Annotated in this window: 13 protein-coding genes; 10 read left to right on the top strand and 3 right to left on the bottom strand. The window is 63.4% G+C overall.

Features of this window, described 5'->3' with window-relative positions:
• Nucleotides 1-2: 2 nt before the first annotated feature.
• Nucleotides 3-626, bottom strand: a complete 624-nt coding sequence (locus tag EEB12_RS24950; protein WP_019749322.1) for a PadR family transcriptional regulator — start codon at nt 624-626, stop codon at nt 3-5.
• 144 nt (nt 627-770) lie between these two features.
• Between EEB12_RS24950 and EEB12_RS24945 the strand changes: the two genes are divergently transcribed.
• On the top strand, nt 771-1,460 hold the full coding sequence (locus tag EEB12_RS24945) for a GNAT family N-acetyltransferase (protein WP_141488663.1): 690 nt from the start codon (nt 771-773) through the stop codon (nt 1,458-1,460).
• Nucleotides 1,461-1,495: 35 nt separating this feature from the next.
• Nucleotides 1,496-2,530 (top strand): glutathione S-transferase family protein, encoded by a 1,035-nt coding sequence (locus tag EEB12_RS24940; RefSeq protein ID WP_029255797.1) that lies wholly within the window; start codon nt 1,496-1,498, stop codon nt 2,528-2,530.
• 10 nt (nt 2,531-2,540) lie between these two features.
• Here the strand turns inward: EEB12_RS24940 and EEB12_RS24935 are convergent, their stop codons facing one another.
• On the bottom strand, nt 2,541-2,951 hold the full coding sequence (locus EEB12_RS24935; RefSeq protein ID WP_019749325.1) for a VOC family protein: 411 nt from the start codon (nt 2,949-2,951) through the stop codon (nt 2,541-2,543).
• A gap of 154 nt (nt 2,952-3,105) precedes the next feature.
• On the opposite strand from EEB12_RS24935, the gene EEB12_RS24930 reads away from it, so the two are divergent.
• The 5 genes from EEB12_RS24930 to EEB12_RS24910 all read left to right on the top strand — a co-directional run bounded on the left by EEB12_RS24930 (nt 3,106) and on the right by EEB12_RS24910 (nt 13,478).
• Nucleotides 3,106-3,855, top strand: coding sequence for a hypothetical protein (locus EEB12_RS24930; protein WP_029538444.1), 750 nt, complete (start codon nt 3,106-3,108; stop codon nt 3,853-3,855).
• Between the two features lie 68 nt (nt 3,856-3,923).
• Complete coding sequence (locus EEB12_RS24925; protein ID WP_020723663.1) at nt 3,924-4,925, top strand: ABC transporter ATP-binding protein; 1,002 nt, start codon at nt 3,924-3,926, stop codon at nt 4,923-4,925.
• Nucleotides 4,922-5,695: an ABC transporter permease gene (locus EEB12_RS24920; RefSeq protein WP_141488662.1), complete on the top strand. Its 774-nt coding sequence runs from the start codon at nt 4,922-4,924 to the stop codon at nt 5,693-5,695. The genes EEB12_RS24925 and EEB12_RS24920 overlap by 4 nt, the downstream gene beginning before the upstream one ends.
• Before the next feature lie 36 nt (nt 5,696-5,731).
• Nucleotides 5,732-9,541: an ABC transporter ATP-binding protein gene (locus tag EEB12_RS24915; RefSeq protein WP_141488661.1), complete on the top strand. Its 3,810-nt coding sequence runs from the start codon at nt 5,732-5,734 to the stop codon at nt 9,539-9,541.
• 175 nt (nt 9,542-9,716) lie between these two features.
• A complete protein-coding gene (locus tag EEB12_RS24910; RefSeq protein WP_021344987.1) occupies nt 9,717-13,478 on the top strand; it encodes a multifunctional oxoglutarate decarboxylase/oxoglutarate dehydrogenase thiamine pyrophosphate-binding subunit/dihydrolipoyllysine-residue succinyltransferase subunit in 3,762 nt (1,253 codons plus the stop codon).
• 126 nt (nt 13,479-13,604) lie between these two features.
• On the opposite strand, the gene EEB12_RS24905 is transcribed toward EEB12_RS24910, so the two are convergent.
• Complete coding sequence (locus EEB12_RS24905) at nt 13,605-14,234, bottom strand: TetR/AcrR family transcriptional regulator (protein ID WP_007736130.1); 630 nt, start codon at nt 14,232-14,234, stop codon at nt 13,605-13,607.
• A gap of 71 nt (nt 14,235-14,305) precedes the next feature.
• Between EEB12_RS24905 and EEB12_RS24900 the strand changes: the two genes are divergently transcribed.
• The 3 genes from EEB12_RS24900 (at nt 14,306) to EEB12_RS24890 (ending at nt 17,712) form a co-directional block, all read left to right on the top strand.
• The gene (locus tag EEB12_RS24900; protein WP_019749332.1) at nt 14,306-15,880 is read left to right on the top strand and encodes a flavin-containing monooxygenase; all 1,575 of its coding nucleotides are present in this window, start codon (nt 14,306-14,308) and stop codon (nt 15,878-15,880) included.
• A complete protein-coding gene (locus EEB12_RS24895) occupies nt 15,877-16,707 on the top strand; it encodes an SDR family NAD(P)-dependent oxidoreductase (protein ID WP_019749333.1) in 831 nt (276 codons plus the stop codon). Before EEB12_RS24900 ends, EEB12_RS24895 begins: the two co-directional genes overlap by 4 nt.
• 63 nt (nt 16,708-16,770) lie before the next feature.
• Nucleotides 16,771-17,712, top strand: coding sequence for an alpha/beta hydrolase fold domain-containing protein (locus tag EEB12_RS24890; protein WP_019749334.1), 942 nt, complete (start codon nt 16,771-16,773; stop codon nt 17,710-17,712).
• Nucleotides 17,713-17,719: the final 7 nt, after the last annotated feature.

Genomic DNA, 17,719 nt, shown 5'->3' with positions numbered 1-17,719 from the left:
CTTCAGTCCTTAGGTAGTGCGGACGAGCCTGCGGAGCCGGCCAGCCGGTCGAGAAGTTCTTGTGAGAGCCAGGGCATTTCGCCGCTCTCGATGTCTGTCACCAACGCGCCGATCCACTCTCTTTCGGCGACGGTCAGTGCGTGGGCGTAGTCCGCGCCCACCGTGAAGATTCGTGGTTTCTCCGCGGCCTTCACCGCTTCGTAGTCGACCTCGAATTTCGCAATCGTCTTGTCGAGGTGCGCGAGACGGATCCGAAGCATCTGACACGCAGTCGATGCGGAGAGGTTGTGCATCTCGGCAAGCGCGAGCGGCAACCGCGGATACTCCCGCACCGGAACCGCCAACATCTCGCGTAGTTGATGTTCGAGGGCATCACGGCCACGGGCAGTGATCTCGTACGTCGTCCGCTCCGGGCGGTTGCCCTCACGATCGGTCCCGATCGAAGCCAGAAGTTCCTGCTTCTCCAACCGGGAAACCGTGTGATAGAGCGATCCCGGCTTGATTTTCACCAGCTGATCGCCCCGCCGCACCGAGGCGAGTTGGTACATCTCGTACGGGTGCATCGAACGCTCGGACAGCAGGCCCAGCACGGTGATTCCCAAGGGCGTCAGTGACACGTCACCCATGAGTCCCCCTCCCTGACAAGCCGTAGTTGACTGACGAGCCGCAATTGACCATTTCTTGACTATTCCACCCGAAATAGTCCACATGGAATATACGACCTCTGTCCGTCTCGATCAACCCGTTCGAATCGGACTAGCCTGTAGCGAGTGGACGATCATCACCTCGACATCATCCGACTTGCCTGGGCGCGTGAGCTGGGACTCGGCGACTCGGCACTGCGTCCGGCGCACACGGCCCGGGTCGTCGGCGACGACATCCACGTTCTCGACCTGGCAGGCTCCGGTGCGATCGTCGGGCCACAATGGTTCATCGAGCGCACAGAGGGCATCTCGGTCGACGCACTGCTGCAACCGGCGCGCCTCCTCGAGATCGCCGGCGATCACGGCGGGCGAATCACCGGTCCCGTCGATCTCGCTTTCCTCGGCGACTACACGGACGCGCCACCCGACGAGCAACTGCTGATTTCCCACGAGGTCGACGACGCCCTCGCCGTCGCTGCGCTGTGCCCACCCGACGACAGCACCACGGCCGACCTCGAGAACCGGACGCGGTGGTTCACCGCCGTCACCGATTCCACCGAGGTGCTCGGATGCGCGGCGTACTCCGAATTTCAGGGATTCGTGGCAGATCTCACGACCCTGACTGCTCCTGCGCATCGCCGTCACGGAATCGGCTGCGCAGTAACGCTTCTCGCCGCGGAGGACGCTCTCGATTCCGGGTTGATCCCGCAGCTACGCACGAGTCGCGGCAGCGCGATCGCCGCGACGCTTCCACGTAAAGCCAAATTCGACGTTCTGGGGGCATACGCTCGGGTACACGTGCACCTGCCCAGTTGACACTCGAAATGACACTCGAACGAGAGGGACCGCAGATGAGTACGGAAGACGGCGCGAGCGAACCGACATTCGTCGAAGAGGGTCGTGAATTCAAACGCGACACCAACTACATCCCGACCCGGATCACCGAGGACGGTCGCGACGGTTACCCCGTCGAACCGGGGCGATACCGGTTGATCGTGGCACGTGCCTGCCCGTGGGCAAACCGCGCCATCATCGTCCGCCGTCTACTCGGCCTCGAAGACGTACTGTCGATGGGCATCTGCGGTCCGGTTCACGACAAGCGAAGCTGGACTTTCGATCTCGACCCGGGCGGCGTCGATCCCGTACTGAAGATCCCGCGACTACAGGACGCGTACTTCGCCCGAGATCCCGAATACCCCAGGGGAATCACGGTGCCCGCCATGGTGGAGATCGCGACGGGCAAGGTGGTCACGAACGACTACCCACAGATCACCCTCGACTTCTCGACGCAATGGAAGAAGTACCACCGCGAAGGCGCACCGGATCTGTACCCGGAGCCTCTGCGAAACGAAATCGACGAAGTGGCCGAGTACGTGTTCCGCGACGTCAACAACGGCGTCTACCGCTGCGGTTTCGCCGGTTCACAGCAGGCGTACGACGAGGCATACGACACGCTGTTCGCCCGCCTCGACTGGCTCACCGAACGTCTTGCCCGGCAACGCTTCCTGGTGGGAGACACCATCACCGAGGCCGATGTGCGCCTGTTCACCACGCTGGCGCGATTCGATCCCGTCTATCACGGCCACTTCAAGTGCAACAGAAGCAAACTCAGCGAGATGCCGGTGCTGTGGGACTACGCACGCGATCTGTTCCAGACTCCCGGATTCGGTGACACCATCGACTTCACACAGATCAAAGCGCACTACTACATCGTGCATTCCGAGATCAATCCCTCCGGAATCGTGCCCAAGGGACCGGAATTGACGCACTGGCTCGAACCGCACGGCCGCGAACAGTTGGGTGGCCGACCGTTCGGGGACGGCACACCGCCTCACCCGCCCATCCCGTCGGAAGTGGTTCCAGCAGAGCACTGGGCCACCAGATAGGTCGCGGCGGCTACTCCCCTGCGTACGTGCCGAAACTCCAGTACACACCTTCGGGATCACGGCAGGTGAACCCCCGCGAACCGTAGTCCTCGTCGCGCAATCCCTGCGTGATCGTGGCGCCCGCCGCGACAGCGCGTTCGTGGAGTGCATCAGCTGCGTCCGCGTCGTCCACGACGATGTACACCGAACCGATTCCAGGCGGCAGGCCGGCGATCGCCGAATCGGTGCGCGGCGAACCCAGCATGATGCCGCCACCGCCCGGCCAGTCGAGTTGGGCGTGGTCCACCACGTCTCCCTCGCCGTAGACGACCTTCTCCACGAAACCGAAGGTGCTCACCAGAAAGTGGATTGCAGCCCGGGCGTCGAGGTAGCGCAGTGTCGGCCAGATGGTCGTCGAACGAGATTCCGAAGTGGCGGTCATAACACTCGAACTCCTGCCTGTGAAAACTCACGAAGAAAACCGAGTCTCGTACGAGCCTATGGCCCCTGCGATCACCGCCGCTACCGAAAACTTCACCTATTCTCGAGATACGGTCCACCTCGCTTCAGAGGAGGACAACTGTGGAGGGGCAGCAATGAGCAAGTCGACGAACAACGACAGCGGGCGTATCGAGAAGGTCCTCGTTTCCGTTCTCGACAACGGAAGCCGCCTGCAAGCGCCCGCAGTGGCCAAATACGTCAACCACGTCCGTAAAGCGCACCCCGACGAGTCACCTGCTCAGATCGTCGAGCGGATGGAAAAGATGTTCATTCTCGCCGTGACCGGAAGCGGCAGCGCCGTCGGTGCCACGGCCGCGGTGCCGGGCGTCGGAACAGTCGCGTCCATCGCTGCAGTCGGTGCGGAATCGGCTTTCTTCCTCGAAGCGTCGGCGCTGCTCACATTGGCAATCGCGTCTGTGCACGGAATCTCCGTGCAGGATCATCAGCAACGACGCGCCCTGGTCCTGGCAGTCGCACTCGGCGAATCCGGCATGGAGATCGTCCAGAAGGCCACCGGAATCACGGCCAAGAACTGGGGAACGGCAATCACGAGCAAGATTCCCGGACCCACGATGAGGGGAATGAACAGCACCCTCGTGCGGAAATTCGTGACCAAGTACGCCGCCAAGCGCAGCGCACTGATCCTCGGCAAGCTCGTTCCCGCCGGAATCGGTGCGGTCATCGGCGGTGCGGGTAACCGTGCCATCGGCAAGGGAGTCGTCAAGAATGCGCGCGAAGCCTTCGGACCGGCACCGGCCAGGTGGACCGATCACCTGATCGTGATGCCTGCCGACGATGCCGCAGTGCTTCCCCAGACGGAGTCACGCCGGGCCATCCGCAGATAGCCGTCCGGGCCGTAGGCTCGCATCACGTATTCGCCGCCGACCCGGGAGCAGCATTGACGAACACCGCAATGGGATCCTTCTCTGCCCCCATCGAGATTCGTGGGTTGACGAAGACGTTCAAGGCGGCGCGCGCGGTCAACGACCTGAGCTTCGACGTTCAGGCGGGCTCGATCACCGGGTTTCTCGGCCCGAACGGTTCGGGCAAGACGACCACGTTGCGGATGCTCCTCGGACTGGTGTCACCGACGTCGGGATCGGCCACGATCAACGGCACTCCGATGCGTTTGCTGCCCAACCCGGCCCGGACCGTCGGCGCAGTACTCGACGTCGGCAGTCTCCATCCGAAACGAACGGCGCTCGGACACCTCGAGATCTACGCGGCCGCTATCGGCATGCCGACTCAGCGCGCAGCGCAGGTTCTGGACATGGTCGGTCTGAGTTCGGTCGGAGCCCACAAGACCGGCACCTTCTCACTCGGGATGCGCCAACGCCTGATCCTTGCCACCGCGATGCTCGGTGATCCCGAGATCCTCGTCCTCGACGAACCCGCGAACGGACTCGACCCCGAAGGCATGGCGTGGCTACGTCAGTTCCTGCAGACCTTCGCCGGTTCCGGCCGAACGGTTCTGATCTCGAGCCACGCGCTTCGTGAAGTGGAAGCGACGGTCGACAGCGTGGTCATCGTCAGCGCCGGCTCACTCGTCTACCAAGGGACCATGGACGAACTTCGTCGCTCCCAGCGCAGTCGACTGCTCGTCTCGTGTTCCAATCCAGCGCTCCTCGCCACGGCATTGGCCGCTCGCGGAATCATCGACGCCCAGATCACGCAGGACGGACGGCTCGCCGTGGGCGGCACCGACACGTCGGTGCTCCCACCGGTGGCGTCGGCGGCCGGTGTCACGATCTTCGGTGTCGCGACCGAAGGCGCAGATCTCGAGCAACTGTTCCTCGCGATGACAACACCGCAGTACGCGGTTCCCCAGGTCGGATACCACCGCCCACCCGGTCCCGGTTCCGGACCGGGCTATTACGGCCCTGCCGCATACGGACCTTCCGGAGGACACAGATGACCACGCTCGTGCGCGCGGAGACACTCAAAGTTCTCACCTTGCGCTACTGGTGGGCACTGGCCATCGCACCGGTGGTCGTGGCCGTGCTGATTGCTGCCTCGACTCGGACGTTCGTCGAAGTTGTGGCCGATTCGGCCGACACCACTTTCGACGTCGATGTCGTGTCCACCGGCGTCAGCCTCGGTGTCTCCAACACGCTTGTCCTGGTGTTCGCGGCCGTCTTCGGAGCGCTCACCGCCGGATCCGAATTCGGCTACAAGACTCTCACCACGACGTTCCTCACAGCTCGCGGCCGCGACGGAGTTCTCGGCGCAAAGCTTGCCGTCGTCGCGGTATTCGCCGTCGGCTACGCACTGGCGGTCGAAGTAGTCAGCATCGGCGCGATGTTGCTCTTCGGCCGGGACTTCAGCTTCACCACCGATCTCTTCGCCATCTGCGCCGCAGGCATTCTGGCGTGTGCGCTGTGGGCACTACTCGGCGCCGGGGTGGCCCTGCTCACCGGTTCGTCGATGGCCGGTGCCCTCTCGGTCATCCTGTGGTTCGTCTTCGGTGAATGGATCGTCCGCGCCGCGCTGCTCGCGATGGATCTCGGTGGGATCGGGGCCGCGCTTCCGGTGTCGGCCACGATCGGCACCATCGTCAATGCGGCACCGTCGATCGACGTCGACGCGTTTGCGTCCTGGCCGAGCGGCCCGATGATGCTGGCCGCTTGGGTAGTTCTGTTCTGCGGGCTCGGTTGGCTACGGACCAGGACCCGCGACATCACCTGAAAAAGCTGTCTGGGGCCGGGTCTACCGTGGATCTCGATGAACACGATCAACACGGACAGTCCGGTAGCTGGAGAGGTGGATCGAGCTCCGGGCTGGATCCGCCGCTTGGCCCACGCATGCTGGTTGCACCGAAGAGTTGCGATCGGCGCGCTACTCGTTACGGTCATCGCCTCTGCGATCGACATCTCGTTTCCTCTCCTGACCCGCTATGCGCTCGACGCCGCAAGCCAGGAGAACCCGGGCAAGGTGATCGGGTTCGTCGCGATGGCGATCGCGTTGCTCGCGATCGTCCGCTTCGCGTGCCAGTACGGCCGACGGATGCTTGCCGGCCGACTCTCGCTCGACGTTCAACACGACTTGCGGCTCGCCCTGCTCGGTTCGCTGCAACGCCTCGACGGACGGGGGCAGGATCAGATCCGCACAGGCCAGGTCGTCTCCCGGTCCATCACCGATCTGCAGCTCGTCCAGGGTTTGCTCGCGATGGTGCCGATGTCCGCAGGAGCGCTCCTGCAATTCGTGCTGGCGATCGGCATCATGGCGTGGCTCTCGCCGCTGTTGACTCTCGTCGCTGTCGCCGTCATCCCAGCAGTAGGGCTGGTGGTGTTCCTGATGCGACCGATGCTCTTCGCCGCAACATGGTCCGCGCAGCAGCGGGCCGCCGACCTCGCCCAACACGTCGAGGAAACCATCACCGGCGTTCGCGTCGTCAAGGGATTCGGGCAGGAACAACGAGCCGTCGACCAGCTGGAGAAACATAGCCGCACGCTGTACTCCGAGCGCCTTCGCGCCGCGTGGTTGAACGCGAAATTCGCGCCAACCATGGCCGCCTTGCCCCAGCTCGGGCAGGTGGGAGTGATCGCTCTCGGCGGGTATCTCGCACTGCACGACAAGATCACCGTGGGAACGTTTCTCGCGTTCGCCACCTACATCGTGACGATGACCGGAGTCACCCGAACTCTGTCGTCGGTCATCGTCATGGCGCAGCTGGCACGCGCCGCTGTAGAGCGTGTCTACGACGTCATCAACGCTCAGCCGGACATCGCCGATCCCGACCATCCGGTGGACCTGCCCGACGGTCCTCTCGGAGTCACCTTCGACGACGTGGCATTCGGATTCGACACCGAACGCGACGTCCTGACCGGGCTGAACCTCCGCATAGAACCGGGCGAGACAGTCGCCGTCGTGGGCCCGGCCGCGTCGGGCAAGACCGCGTTGTCCTTGCTTCTCCCCCGGTTCTACGCACCGACTTCGGGTGCGGTGACCGTCGATACCGCCGGCGAGACGTTCCCGATCGGCGAACTGCGCAGTGAGCAGCTTCGTGCCGCCGTCAGCCTCGTCTTCGACGAGCCCTTCCTGTTCTCGGACACCATTGCCGCCAACATCGCATTGGGCCGCGAAGACGCCTCCGACGAGGACATCCGCGACGCAGCAGGACTGGCACAGGCAGATTCGTTCATCGAGGCACTCCCGGACGGATACGACACCGTTGTCGGTGAACGAGGTCTGACGCTGTCGGGCGGCCAGCGTCAGCGCATCGCACTTGCCAGGGCACTGCTCGTCGACCCACGGATCCTGGTCCTCGACGACGCGACCTCCGCAGTCGATGCGGCTACCGAAGCCGCGATCTTCGACGCGTTCCGGGCCAGACGGCGCCAGACCACGCTCATCCTCGCTCACCGGCGGTCCACCCTGACGCTCGCAGACCGGGTCGCGGTTCTCGACGGCGGACGGATCATCGACTCCGGAACCGTGGACGAACTGGAAGCGCGATGTCCGCTCTTTCGTGCCCTGTTCTCCTCGCCGCCGGAACTACCGGCCGAACTCGACGACGTCGACTCCGATGCTTTCGGACGTGACCGCAGCGAGCCGACAACCGAGCAGTTGTGGCCGCAGGCACCGAAATCCGAAGCCGACAGCACAGCCGCTACGACGCAGGGTGCGGGCGGACCGATGGCCGGAGCGCTCAGCGGAATCGCGGTGACGCCGTCCCTGCGGGCAGCAGTCGATGCTCTCCCACCCGCACGCGAAGACCCCGGAATCGCTCCTGAGAGCCTGCGCGAATCGAATCCACAGTTCTCACTACGACAGATCTTGAGGCCGGTCCGCTGGGTTCTACTGGCGGTTGTCGTGTGCCTTGCCCTGGACTCCGCAGCGGCGATCGCATTTCCCTCCCTCGTCAGATATGCGATCGACCACGGAGTCGTGACCGCGGACAGCAGCACGCTCTGGATAGCGACGGCATTCGGCGCCCTCCTGGTCGCAGCGGACTGGGTCGTCGTCGCGGTCATGACGGTGCTCACCGCCCGGGCCGGCGAACGCGTGTTGTTCGGGCTCCGCGTGCGCAGCTATGCACACCTGCAGCGCCTGGGCCTGGACTACTACGAACGTGAATTGTCCGGGCGCATCATGACGCGCATGACCACCGACGTCGACGCGCTGTCGTCGTTCATCCAAACCGGCATGTCGACGGCGATCGTGAGCGTTCTGACCGTCGGCGGAATTTCGATCGCACTCCTGGCGACCGACGTGACGCTCGGACTGGTGGCGCTGGCCGTCATCCCACCGCTCGTGGTTGCGACCGTGATCTTCCGCAAGATCTCCTCGGTTGCCTACAGCCAGTCCCGCGAACGGATCTCGCTCGTCAATGCCGACTTCCAGGAGAACATCGCCGGTCTGCGAGCGGCTCAGGCCTACCGCCGCGAAGAAGGTGCGGCGCGTAGGTTCGCAGAACGCTCCGAAAGCTACCGCCGATCGCGGATGCGGTCGCAGCGAGCCATTTCGATCTACTTCCCGTTCATCTCGTTCCTGTCCGACCTCGCGTTGGCCGCAGTGGTGTTCGTCGGCGCGCACCAGATCGCCAACGGGTCGACGTCACCCGGCGTACTGATCGCGTTCGTGCTCTACCTCGGACTGCTGTTCGGACCGATTCAGCAACTCTCACAAGTGTTCGATGGTTACCAACAGGCAAACGTCGGATTGCAACGAATCGGTGACCTTCTACGTACTCGGAGTTCGATCGAAACAGCCGACAGCGGGGATCTGATCGCGATCTCCGGACGGCTCGACGGCGCCGTCCATCTCGACGGGGTCGGGTTCCGGTACTCGGGTGCGGACGTCGACGCCCTCTCCGATTTCGATCTGCAGATTCCGCCGGGCACGACGGTTGCCCTCGTCGGCAGAACCGGTGCCGGGAAGTCGACGGTGGTGAAGTTGCTCGCCCGCTTCTACGACCCGACGTCCGGATCCGTCGACGTGGACGGAACCGACATCCGGAACTTCCACCTCTCGCAGTACCGACGTCGCCTCGGCGTGGTCCCGCAAGAGGCGCATCTGTTCACCGGCACGGTCGCCGACAACATCGCGTACGGGAGGCCGTCGGCGTCGCACGCGGAGATCGAGGAAGCGGCGCGTTCCGTCGGCGCACTGAATTCGATAGCCGACATGCGTGGAGGCATGAATCATCCCGTCGGCGAGCGCGGCCAGGGGCTCTCGGCGGGCCAACGCCAACTGATCGCATTGGCCCGTGCCGAACTGGTCGACCCGGACCTTCTGCTCCTCGACGAGGCGACCGCGACGCTCGATCCCGCGACCGAACGAATGGTGCTCGAAGCAAGTCGGTCGGTCACCCGGAAACGGACTTCCGTCGTCGTAGCTCACCGCCTCGCGACAGCTGCCCGAGCGGACCTCGTTGTCGTAGTTGACCGGGGACGTATCGTTGAATACGGCCCGCACGATGTTCTGCGGTATGCCGGTGGTCACTACTCGGGACTCTGGGATGCATCGCAGGCGCGTGAGGGGAATAATCTGACGTCGAGAACTGTCATCGAAGGCAACCCCGTCGCGTGACAGTCGGCACGGATTTGTACCGCCGAGAGGTAGTGCGCGATCGCAAGATCACGGACTTCCGTGAGACAGCTCACAAATTGTGTGCCGCACAATTGCTCGTCACACGCTCGGGCTAATCTCACATATATAGGCGCTCTGATCGGGTACCGAAATAGAAACGAGGCGAACACCTGCCGTGAGCAGCAGTTCTACATCCCAATTCGGACAGAACCAGTGGCTGGTTGACGAGATGTACCAACGCTTCCAGGACGATCCGTCGTCCGTGGATCCCAGTTGGCACGAATTCTTGACCGATTACTCGCCGGACTCGGCGAACACGGGAGGTGGAAACGGGACTGCCTCGAACGGCAACGCGGCTGCACCCGCCGCTGTTGTAGCTCCGCCTGCTGCTCCCAAGGCCACGCCTCCCGCCCCCAAGACCGCACCTCCTGCGCCGCCTGCCAAGGCGGCCGCACCGGCCCCCGCGAAGACGGCAGCGCCCGCCGCGAAGGCCGCCCCAGCCAAGCCTGCAGCAGCCAAGCCTGCGGCCGCTCCCGCGAAGCCCGCTCCCGCCGGCGGAGCCGAGGAAACCAAGGTTCTCCGCGGCGCCGCAGCAGCAGTCGTCAAGAACATGTCGCTCTCGCTCGAGATTCCGACAGCAACCAGCGTGCGTGCCATCCCCGCGAAGCTGATGTTCGACAACCGCATCGTCATCAACAACCACCTCGCGCGTACCCGCGGCGGCAAGATCTCGTTCACCCACCTCCTGGGTTACGCGATCGTCCAGGCAGTCAACGCGTTCCCCAACATGAACCGGCACTTCGCCGAAATCGACGGCAAGCCGAACGCGGTCACCCCCGAGCACACCAATCTCGGACTCGCGATCGACCTTCCCGGCAAGGACGGCAACCGCTCACTGGTTGTTGCCGCCATCCGGAACACCGAGTCGATGAACTTCGTCCAGTTCCACGCGGCGTACGAGGACATCGTCCGACGCGCCCGTGAAGGCAAGCTCACCGGCGAAGACTTCACCGGCGTCACCATTTCGCTGACCAACCCGGGCGGCATCGGCACGGTTCACTCCGTTCCTCGCCTGATGAAGGGCCAGGGCGCCATCATCGGTGCCGGCGCGATGGAATACCCCGCCGAGTTCCAGGGCGCCAGCGACGAGAAGCTGGCCGAGATGGGCGTCGGCAAGTTGATGACCCTCACCTCGACCTACGATCACCGCATCATCCAGGGTGCCGAGTCGGGCGATTTCCTGCGCACGATCCACAACCTGCTGATCAGCGACGAGTTCTACGACGAGATCTTCCACGCGCTCGGCAACCCGTACGAGCCGGTGCGTTGGCGCAAGGACGTGCCGGAAGGCGCTGTCGACAAGAACACCCGTGTTCTCGAACTGATCGCTGCATACCGTGACCGCGGCCACCTCATGGCCGACACGGACCCGTTGCAGTTCGTCAAGGACAAGTTCCACAGCCACCCCGACCTCGACGTCATCAGCCACGGCCTGACTCTGTGGGATCTGGACCGCGAGTTCAAGGTCGGCGGCTTCCACGGCCAAGAGAAGATGAAGCTGCGCGACGTGTTGAGCGTGCTGCGCGACGCGTACTGCCGCCACGTCGGCGTCGAGTACACGCACATCCTCGAGACGGATCAGCGTCAGTGGATCCAGGACCGCGTCGAGGGCCATCACGCCAAGCCTTCGGTCGCTCAGCAGAAGTACATCCTGAGCAAGCTCAACGCCGCCGAGGCCTTCGAGACGTTCCTGCAGACCAAGTACGTCGGCCAGAAGCGCTTCTCACTCGAAGGCGCCGAAGCCGTCATCCCGATGATGGACGCCGTGATCGACCAGGCCGCCGAGCACCAGCTCGACGAGGTCGTCATCGGAATGCCGCACCGTGGCCGTCTCAACGTGCTTGCCAACATCGTCGGCAAGCCGTACTCCAAGATCTTCACGGAGTTCGAGGGCAACATGAACCCGGCAGCCGCTCACGGCTCCGGCGACGTGAAGTACCACCTGGGCGCCAGCGGAACGTACATCCAGATGTTCGGTGACAACGACATCGCTGTCTCCTTGACCGCCAACCCGTCTCACCTCGAGGCCGTCGACCCGGTTCTCGAAGGCCTGGTCCGCGCAAAGCAGGACATCCTCGACAAGGGCGAAGAAGGCTTCACCGTCCTGCCGCTCATGCTGCACGGTGACGCTGCATTCGCCGGTCAGGGCGTTGTCGCCGAGACGCTGAACCTCTCGCTGCTTCGCGGCTACCGCACCGGCGGCACCGTACACATCGTCGTGAACAACCAGGTCGGCTTCACCACCGCTCCGGAACATTCACGCTCGTCCGAGTACTGCACCGACGTCGCGAAGATGATCGCCGCACCGGTCTTCCACGTCAACGGCGACGACCCCGAGGCGTGCGTCTGGGTTGCTCAGCTGGCCGTCGACTTCCGTGAGAAGTTCGGCAAGGACGTCGTCATCGACCTCATCTGCTACCGCCGCCGCGGTCACAACGAGGGCGACGATCCGTCGATGACCCAGCCGGCGATGTACGACGTCATCGACACCAAGCGCAGCGTTCGTAAGAGCTACACCGAGTCCCTCATCGGCCGCGGTGACATCTCGCTCAAGGAAGCCGAAGACGCACTTCGCGACTACCAGGGCCAGCTCGAACGGGTCTTCAACGAGGTCCGTGAACTCGAGAAGTTCCAGCCCGAACCGTCCGAGTCCGTCGAACTCGACCAGACTCCCCCGGCTCGCCTCACCACGGCTGTCGCTCCCGAGGTTCTCGAGCGCATCGGTGATGCGTTCGTCAACGTCCCCGAGGGCTTCACCGTTCACCCGCGCGTCAAGCCTGTTGCCGAGAAGCGCCGCGAGATGGCCCGTGAGGGACATGTCGACTGGGCGTTCGCAGAATTGCTCGCGTTCGGCTCGTTGGCCGAGCAGGGTGCCTTGATCCGTCTCGCGGGTCAGGACTCCAAGCGTGGAACGTTCACGCAGCGTCACTCGGTCCTCATCGACCGCAAGACCGGCAACGAGTACAGCCCGATCGCCAAGATCGCTGCCGACGCCGAAAACGGCGGCAAGTTCATGGTCTACGACTCCGCACTCACCGAGTACGCAGGTCTGGGCTTCGAGTACGGATACTCGGTGGGTAACCCCGACGCTCTGGTCCTGTGGGAAGCGCAGTTCGGTGACTTCGTCAACGGCGCGCAGACCATCATCGACGAGTTCATCTCTTCGGGTGAGGCCAAGTGGGGTCAGCTCTCCGACGTCGTGCTGCTCCTGCCGCACGGTCACGAGGGTCAGGGTCCGGACCACACCTCCGGTCGCATCGAGCGTTTCCTTCAGCTGTGTGCAGAAGGCTCGATGACCGTCGCGGTTCCGTCGACTCCGGCCAGCTACTTCCACCTGCTGCGTCGCCATCACCTCGACGGCATCCGCCGTCCGCTGGTGGTCTTCACGCCCAAGTCGATGCTGCGTAACAAGGCTGCAGTCAGCAACGTCGAGGACTTCACGACGGGCAAGTTCCGTTCCGTCTTCGAGGAGCCTGCATTCGAGAGCGGCGAAAGCGCCCGCGAATCGGTCAAGCGGGTTCTGCTGGTCAGCGGCAAGCTGTACTGGGAGCTTCTGGCGAAGAAGCACAAGGACGAGCGTGACGACATCGCAATCGTGCGCATGGAGCAGCTCTACCCCGTGCCGAAGCGTCGTCTCAAGGAGACCCTGGACCGTTACCCGAATGCGGATCAGTTCCGTTGGGTTCAGGAAGAGCCCGCAAACCAGGGTGCGTGGCCGTTCCTCGGACTGGCTCTGCCGGATCTTCTGCCGGAGACCTTGACCGGCATCAAGCGCATCTCGCGTCGTCCGATGTCCGCTCCCTCTTCGGGATCGAGCAAGGTGCACGCGGTGGAGCAGCAGGAGATCTTGGACGAGGCGTTCCTGCCGACCAACTGAGCAGTGGCGTTCCTGCCGACCAACTGAGCAGTGGCGTTCCTGCCGACCAAGTAAGCAGTGGCAGTACCCAAAGGCCGGGCCCCACATTCCGCAAGGAGTGTGGGGCCCGGCCTTTCTGCGTTCACGTCAATTCGATTGCAGCAGACCCAGATCCGGCCCGGCATCGAAGCCGACGGCGGCCAGTGCCAACGCGGGCAACGACTGAACCGTCAGGTCGATCAGTTCCTCGCGGGTGATTGCGGGCGCGCGGAGCCAACTGATGGTGGCTTCCTCGACAAACGCGATCCAACCTCGAACGGCCAACTCCACCTGAGGCGTTCGAGTCAGGCCGATCTTGGGGAGCTGATCGAGGGTTCTCTTGGCCATGATGTCGCGAGTCTGCTCGAACACCTCACGCATCTGCGGATCCCCGCTGGCGGTCCCCCGGAGCAGCGAGACGTAGGTATTGCGGTTCTCGGTCACGTAGTCGACGTACGACGCCAGCACCGATCGGAGGGTGAGCATCGGATCGTCCGACTCGCTCGGCTCCGTGCGCTGGAGCATCTGTTCACTGCTGTGTCGGACGATGGCGAGATGGAACTCGCTTTTCGACGCGAAGTAGTGGAACAGAAGCCCACGCGACACCCCCGCTTGATCGGCGATGTCCTCGACGGAAATCTGCTCGAGCGGCCGTTCGGCCAGCATGCGCGCCCCAAGGTCGATGAGTTGCGCTCGGCGTTGCGCAGGGTCGAGCCGCGTTCGCTTTACTGCGTCCATGCCCAATAGACTACTGAATATCCGTCAATAAGCTATTGACCGTGACTCAATAAAGGCATATCGTTCCCTACATGAGTCTTCCAGTTACAGATACCTCAGCACCTGCCGCGGATACTCGCCACGTCGGCACACTGATCATCGGCAGCGGTTTCGCCGGTCTCGGTGCGGCGATCAAACTGGCACAGGCCGGCATCACCGACTATGTCGTTCTCGAGCGCGGCAACGACGTCGGTGGAACCTGGCGTGACAACAGCTACCCGGGCGCCGCGTGTGACGTGCCGTCGCATTTGTACTCGTACTCTTTTGCACTCAATCCGGAGTGGACGCGCTCCTTCTCCACCCAGCCCGAGATCTACAAGTACATCCAGTCGGTGGCCAACCGCCACAAGGTGCTCGACAAGCACATTTTCGACTGCGACGTTCTCTCCGCCCGCTGGGACGAGTCGTCGGCTCAGTGGCACGTCAGCACCAACAAGGGTGAATTCGTCGCAAAGATCGTCGTCTCGGCCGTCGGCGCACTGTGTGAGCCTTCACTCCCGGACATCAAGGGCATCGACGGCTTCAAGGGCGAGATCTTCCACTCCTCGCGCTGGAACCACGATGCCGATCTGACGGGCAAGCGCGTGGCCGTCATCGGAACCGGCGCCTCCGCCATCCAGATCGTGCCCGCTATCGGCAAGAAGGTCTCACACCTCGACGTGTACCAGCGCACGGCGCCGTGGATCCTGCCCCGCGCAGACCGCGAGTACACCAAGATCGAGCACCTCGCGTTCAAGTACCTTCCCGGCTTCCAGAAATTGTGCCGCACCGGTATCTACTGGATGCGAGAGACGCAGGTCGTCGGCCTGGCCAAGGCGCCGGTCTTCATGAAGCCGCTGCAGTTCGCCGCCGAGCGTCACCTGAAGGCTCAGATCAAGGACAAGGATCTTCGTAAGAAGGTCATGCCCAACTTCCAGATCGGCTGCAAGCGCATGCTGATCTCGAACAACTACTTCCCCACCCTCGCCCAGGACAATGTCGACCTGGTGACCGAAGGCATCGAGGAGGTCACCGCCAACGGGATCGTCTCGAAGACCGGCACCACCCGTGAGATCGATGCCATCGTCGTGGCGACCGGATTCCACGTCACCGACTCCCCCACCTTCGCGGGAATCTTCGGCAAGGACGGACGCTCGCTCGCCGAGGTCTTCGAAGAGACCGGCATGCAGGGATACAAGGGCGCCGCAGTTGCCAACTTCCCCAACATGTTCTTCCTGGTCGGCCCCAACACCGGCCTCGGACATTCGTCGATGGTCTTCATGATCGAGTCGCAGATCAACTACCTGGTCGACGCGATCGCCACCATCGACAAGTACGACATCGGCACCATCGAGGTGCGCAAGGACAAGCAGGACAAGTACAACAAGGACCTGCAGGCAGCTATGTCCAAGAGCGTGTGGAACAACGGCGGTTGCGCCAGCTGGTACATGGACAAGCACGGAAACAACACCACCCTGTGGCCTGGCTTCACCTTCCAGTTCCGCAATGCCACCAAGCATTTCGACCTCGCGGCATACCGCAGCGTCGCCACCTCGGATCTCGGCGCCGTCGGCACCGCGACCACTTCACAGATCGACCTCGACGACGAGAAGGCAGTAGCACAATGAGTGATTTTGCAGGCAAGGTCGTAGTCATCACCGGAGCGGGATCGGGCATCGGTCGCGCACTCGCACTGAACCTGGCCGGCCAGGGCGCCAAGTTGGCGATCTCCGACGTGGACACCGTCGGGCTCGCCGAGACAGCACGTCTGGTGGAGGCCATCGGCGCCGAGGTGAAGTCGGACCATCTCGACGTCACCCAGCGCGAGGCGGTTCTCGAGTACGCCGACGCGGTTGTCGCCCATTTCGGCAAGGTCAACCAGATCTACAACAACGCCGGAATCGCGTACCACGGCACCTTCGAGAAGTCCGAGTTCAAGGACTTCGAACGTGTCATGGACGTCGACTTCTGGGGAGTTGTCAACGGCACCAAGGCATTCCTTCCCCACGTCATCGCCTCCGGTGACGGGCACATCGTGAACGTGTCGAGCCTCTTCGGTCTGCTGTCGATGCCGGGTCAGAGCGCCTACAACTCGGCCAAGTTCGCCGTTCGCGGTTTCACCGAGTCGCTTCGCCAGGAAATGCTGATCGCCAAGCACCCGGTGAAGGTGACCTGTGTGCACCCGGGCGGAATCAAGACCGCCATCGCACGCAACGCCACCGCAGGCCCGGGTGAAGATCTTGCGGTCTTCTCCGAGTTCTTCGACCGCAAGCTCGCGCGCACCACTCCGGAGGACGCCGCCAAGACGATCGTCAACGGTGTTCGCAAGAGCAAGCCGCGAGTTCTCATCGGGATGGACGCAATCGCACTCGACGCCTGGGTTCGCCTCGTAGGATCGGGCTACCAGCGCATCGTCGCGATCGTCGCCGGCCGAATGATGCCCAAGTCCAGCTGAGTTCGTTTCACAGCGTCGTTCGTTTCACAGCGCAGTTCGCATAAAGAGTCAGGAGCCCTGCCGGTGAGCACGTTCACCCTTCCGCTGCCCGTGGTCGCATTCTTGTTGAAGCCGTACTTCCGTCTGGCTTTCAACTCGCGGCTGCCGTATCGGATTCAACGTCTGTTGCTCGAGGCCGGGGCACCGCTACAGCAGGTTCCAGCGGGCGCCGTCGTGCGCCCGCTGGAGCTGGCTTGCCGACCGGCTGAGAAGATCACCGTCGGCGCAACCGAGCGCCCCACCGCAGTTCTCTACCTGCATGGCGGGGCGTACACGCTGGGTTCGCTGGCCACACACCGTTCTCTCGCAGCTCATCTCGCCCGTGAGTCGTCCAGTGCGGTCTTCACCTTGGACTACCGTCTCGCGCCGGAGAATCCGTATCCCGCCGCTCTCGACGACGCGGTCTCAGCCTTCATGCAGTTGGTCACCGAGTTCGACTATTCGGAAGACCGCGTTGCCATTGCCGGCGATTCGGCCGGTGGCGGTCTGGCCGCGGCGACCGCTCTGCGTCTGATCGAGCGTCACGGCGTGACCCCCGGCGCGCTCGCACTGATCTCGCCGTGGGTCGATCCCGGCGATCGGGGTGCTACCAAAAAGGCCGACCTGGTGGTCAACACAGCTTGGTCCTTCGATGCCGCCGACGCTTACCTTGCCGGCGGCGACCGTACTGATCCTGGCTACGCGCCGATGCACGGCAAGCTCGACGGGTTGCCGCCCACCAGGATTCACGTCGGTTCCGAGGAGGTCCTCTACCCGCAGATCATGACGTTCACCGACAAGCTCTCCGCTGCCGGCGTCGACGTGTCCCTGGTGGAGTACGCACGACTGTGGCATGTGGCTCACGCACAGGCGTCACTGGTGAAGGAAGCAGCAGACGCCGTTGCCGACCTCGGCCAGTTCATCGCATCGAAACTGATTCGTGCCAAGGATGATTCGAGTTCAGCAGTGGGATCGAACAGTCACTGACGGGTGG

The sequence above is a fragment of the Rhodococcus sp. WS1 genome (genome assembly GCF_003797745.1).
In the GTDB taxonomy this organism is placed as follows: domain Bacteria; phylum Actinomycetota; class Actinomycetes; order Mycobacteriales; family Mycobacteriaceae; genus Rhodococcus_F; species Rhodococcus_F erythropolis.
This window is presented reverse-complemented; position numbering and strand designations above follow the sequence as displayed.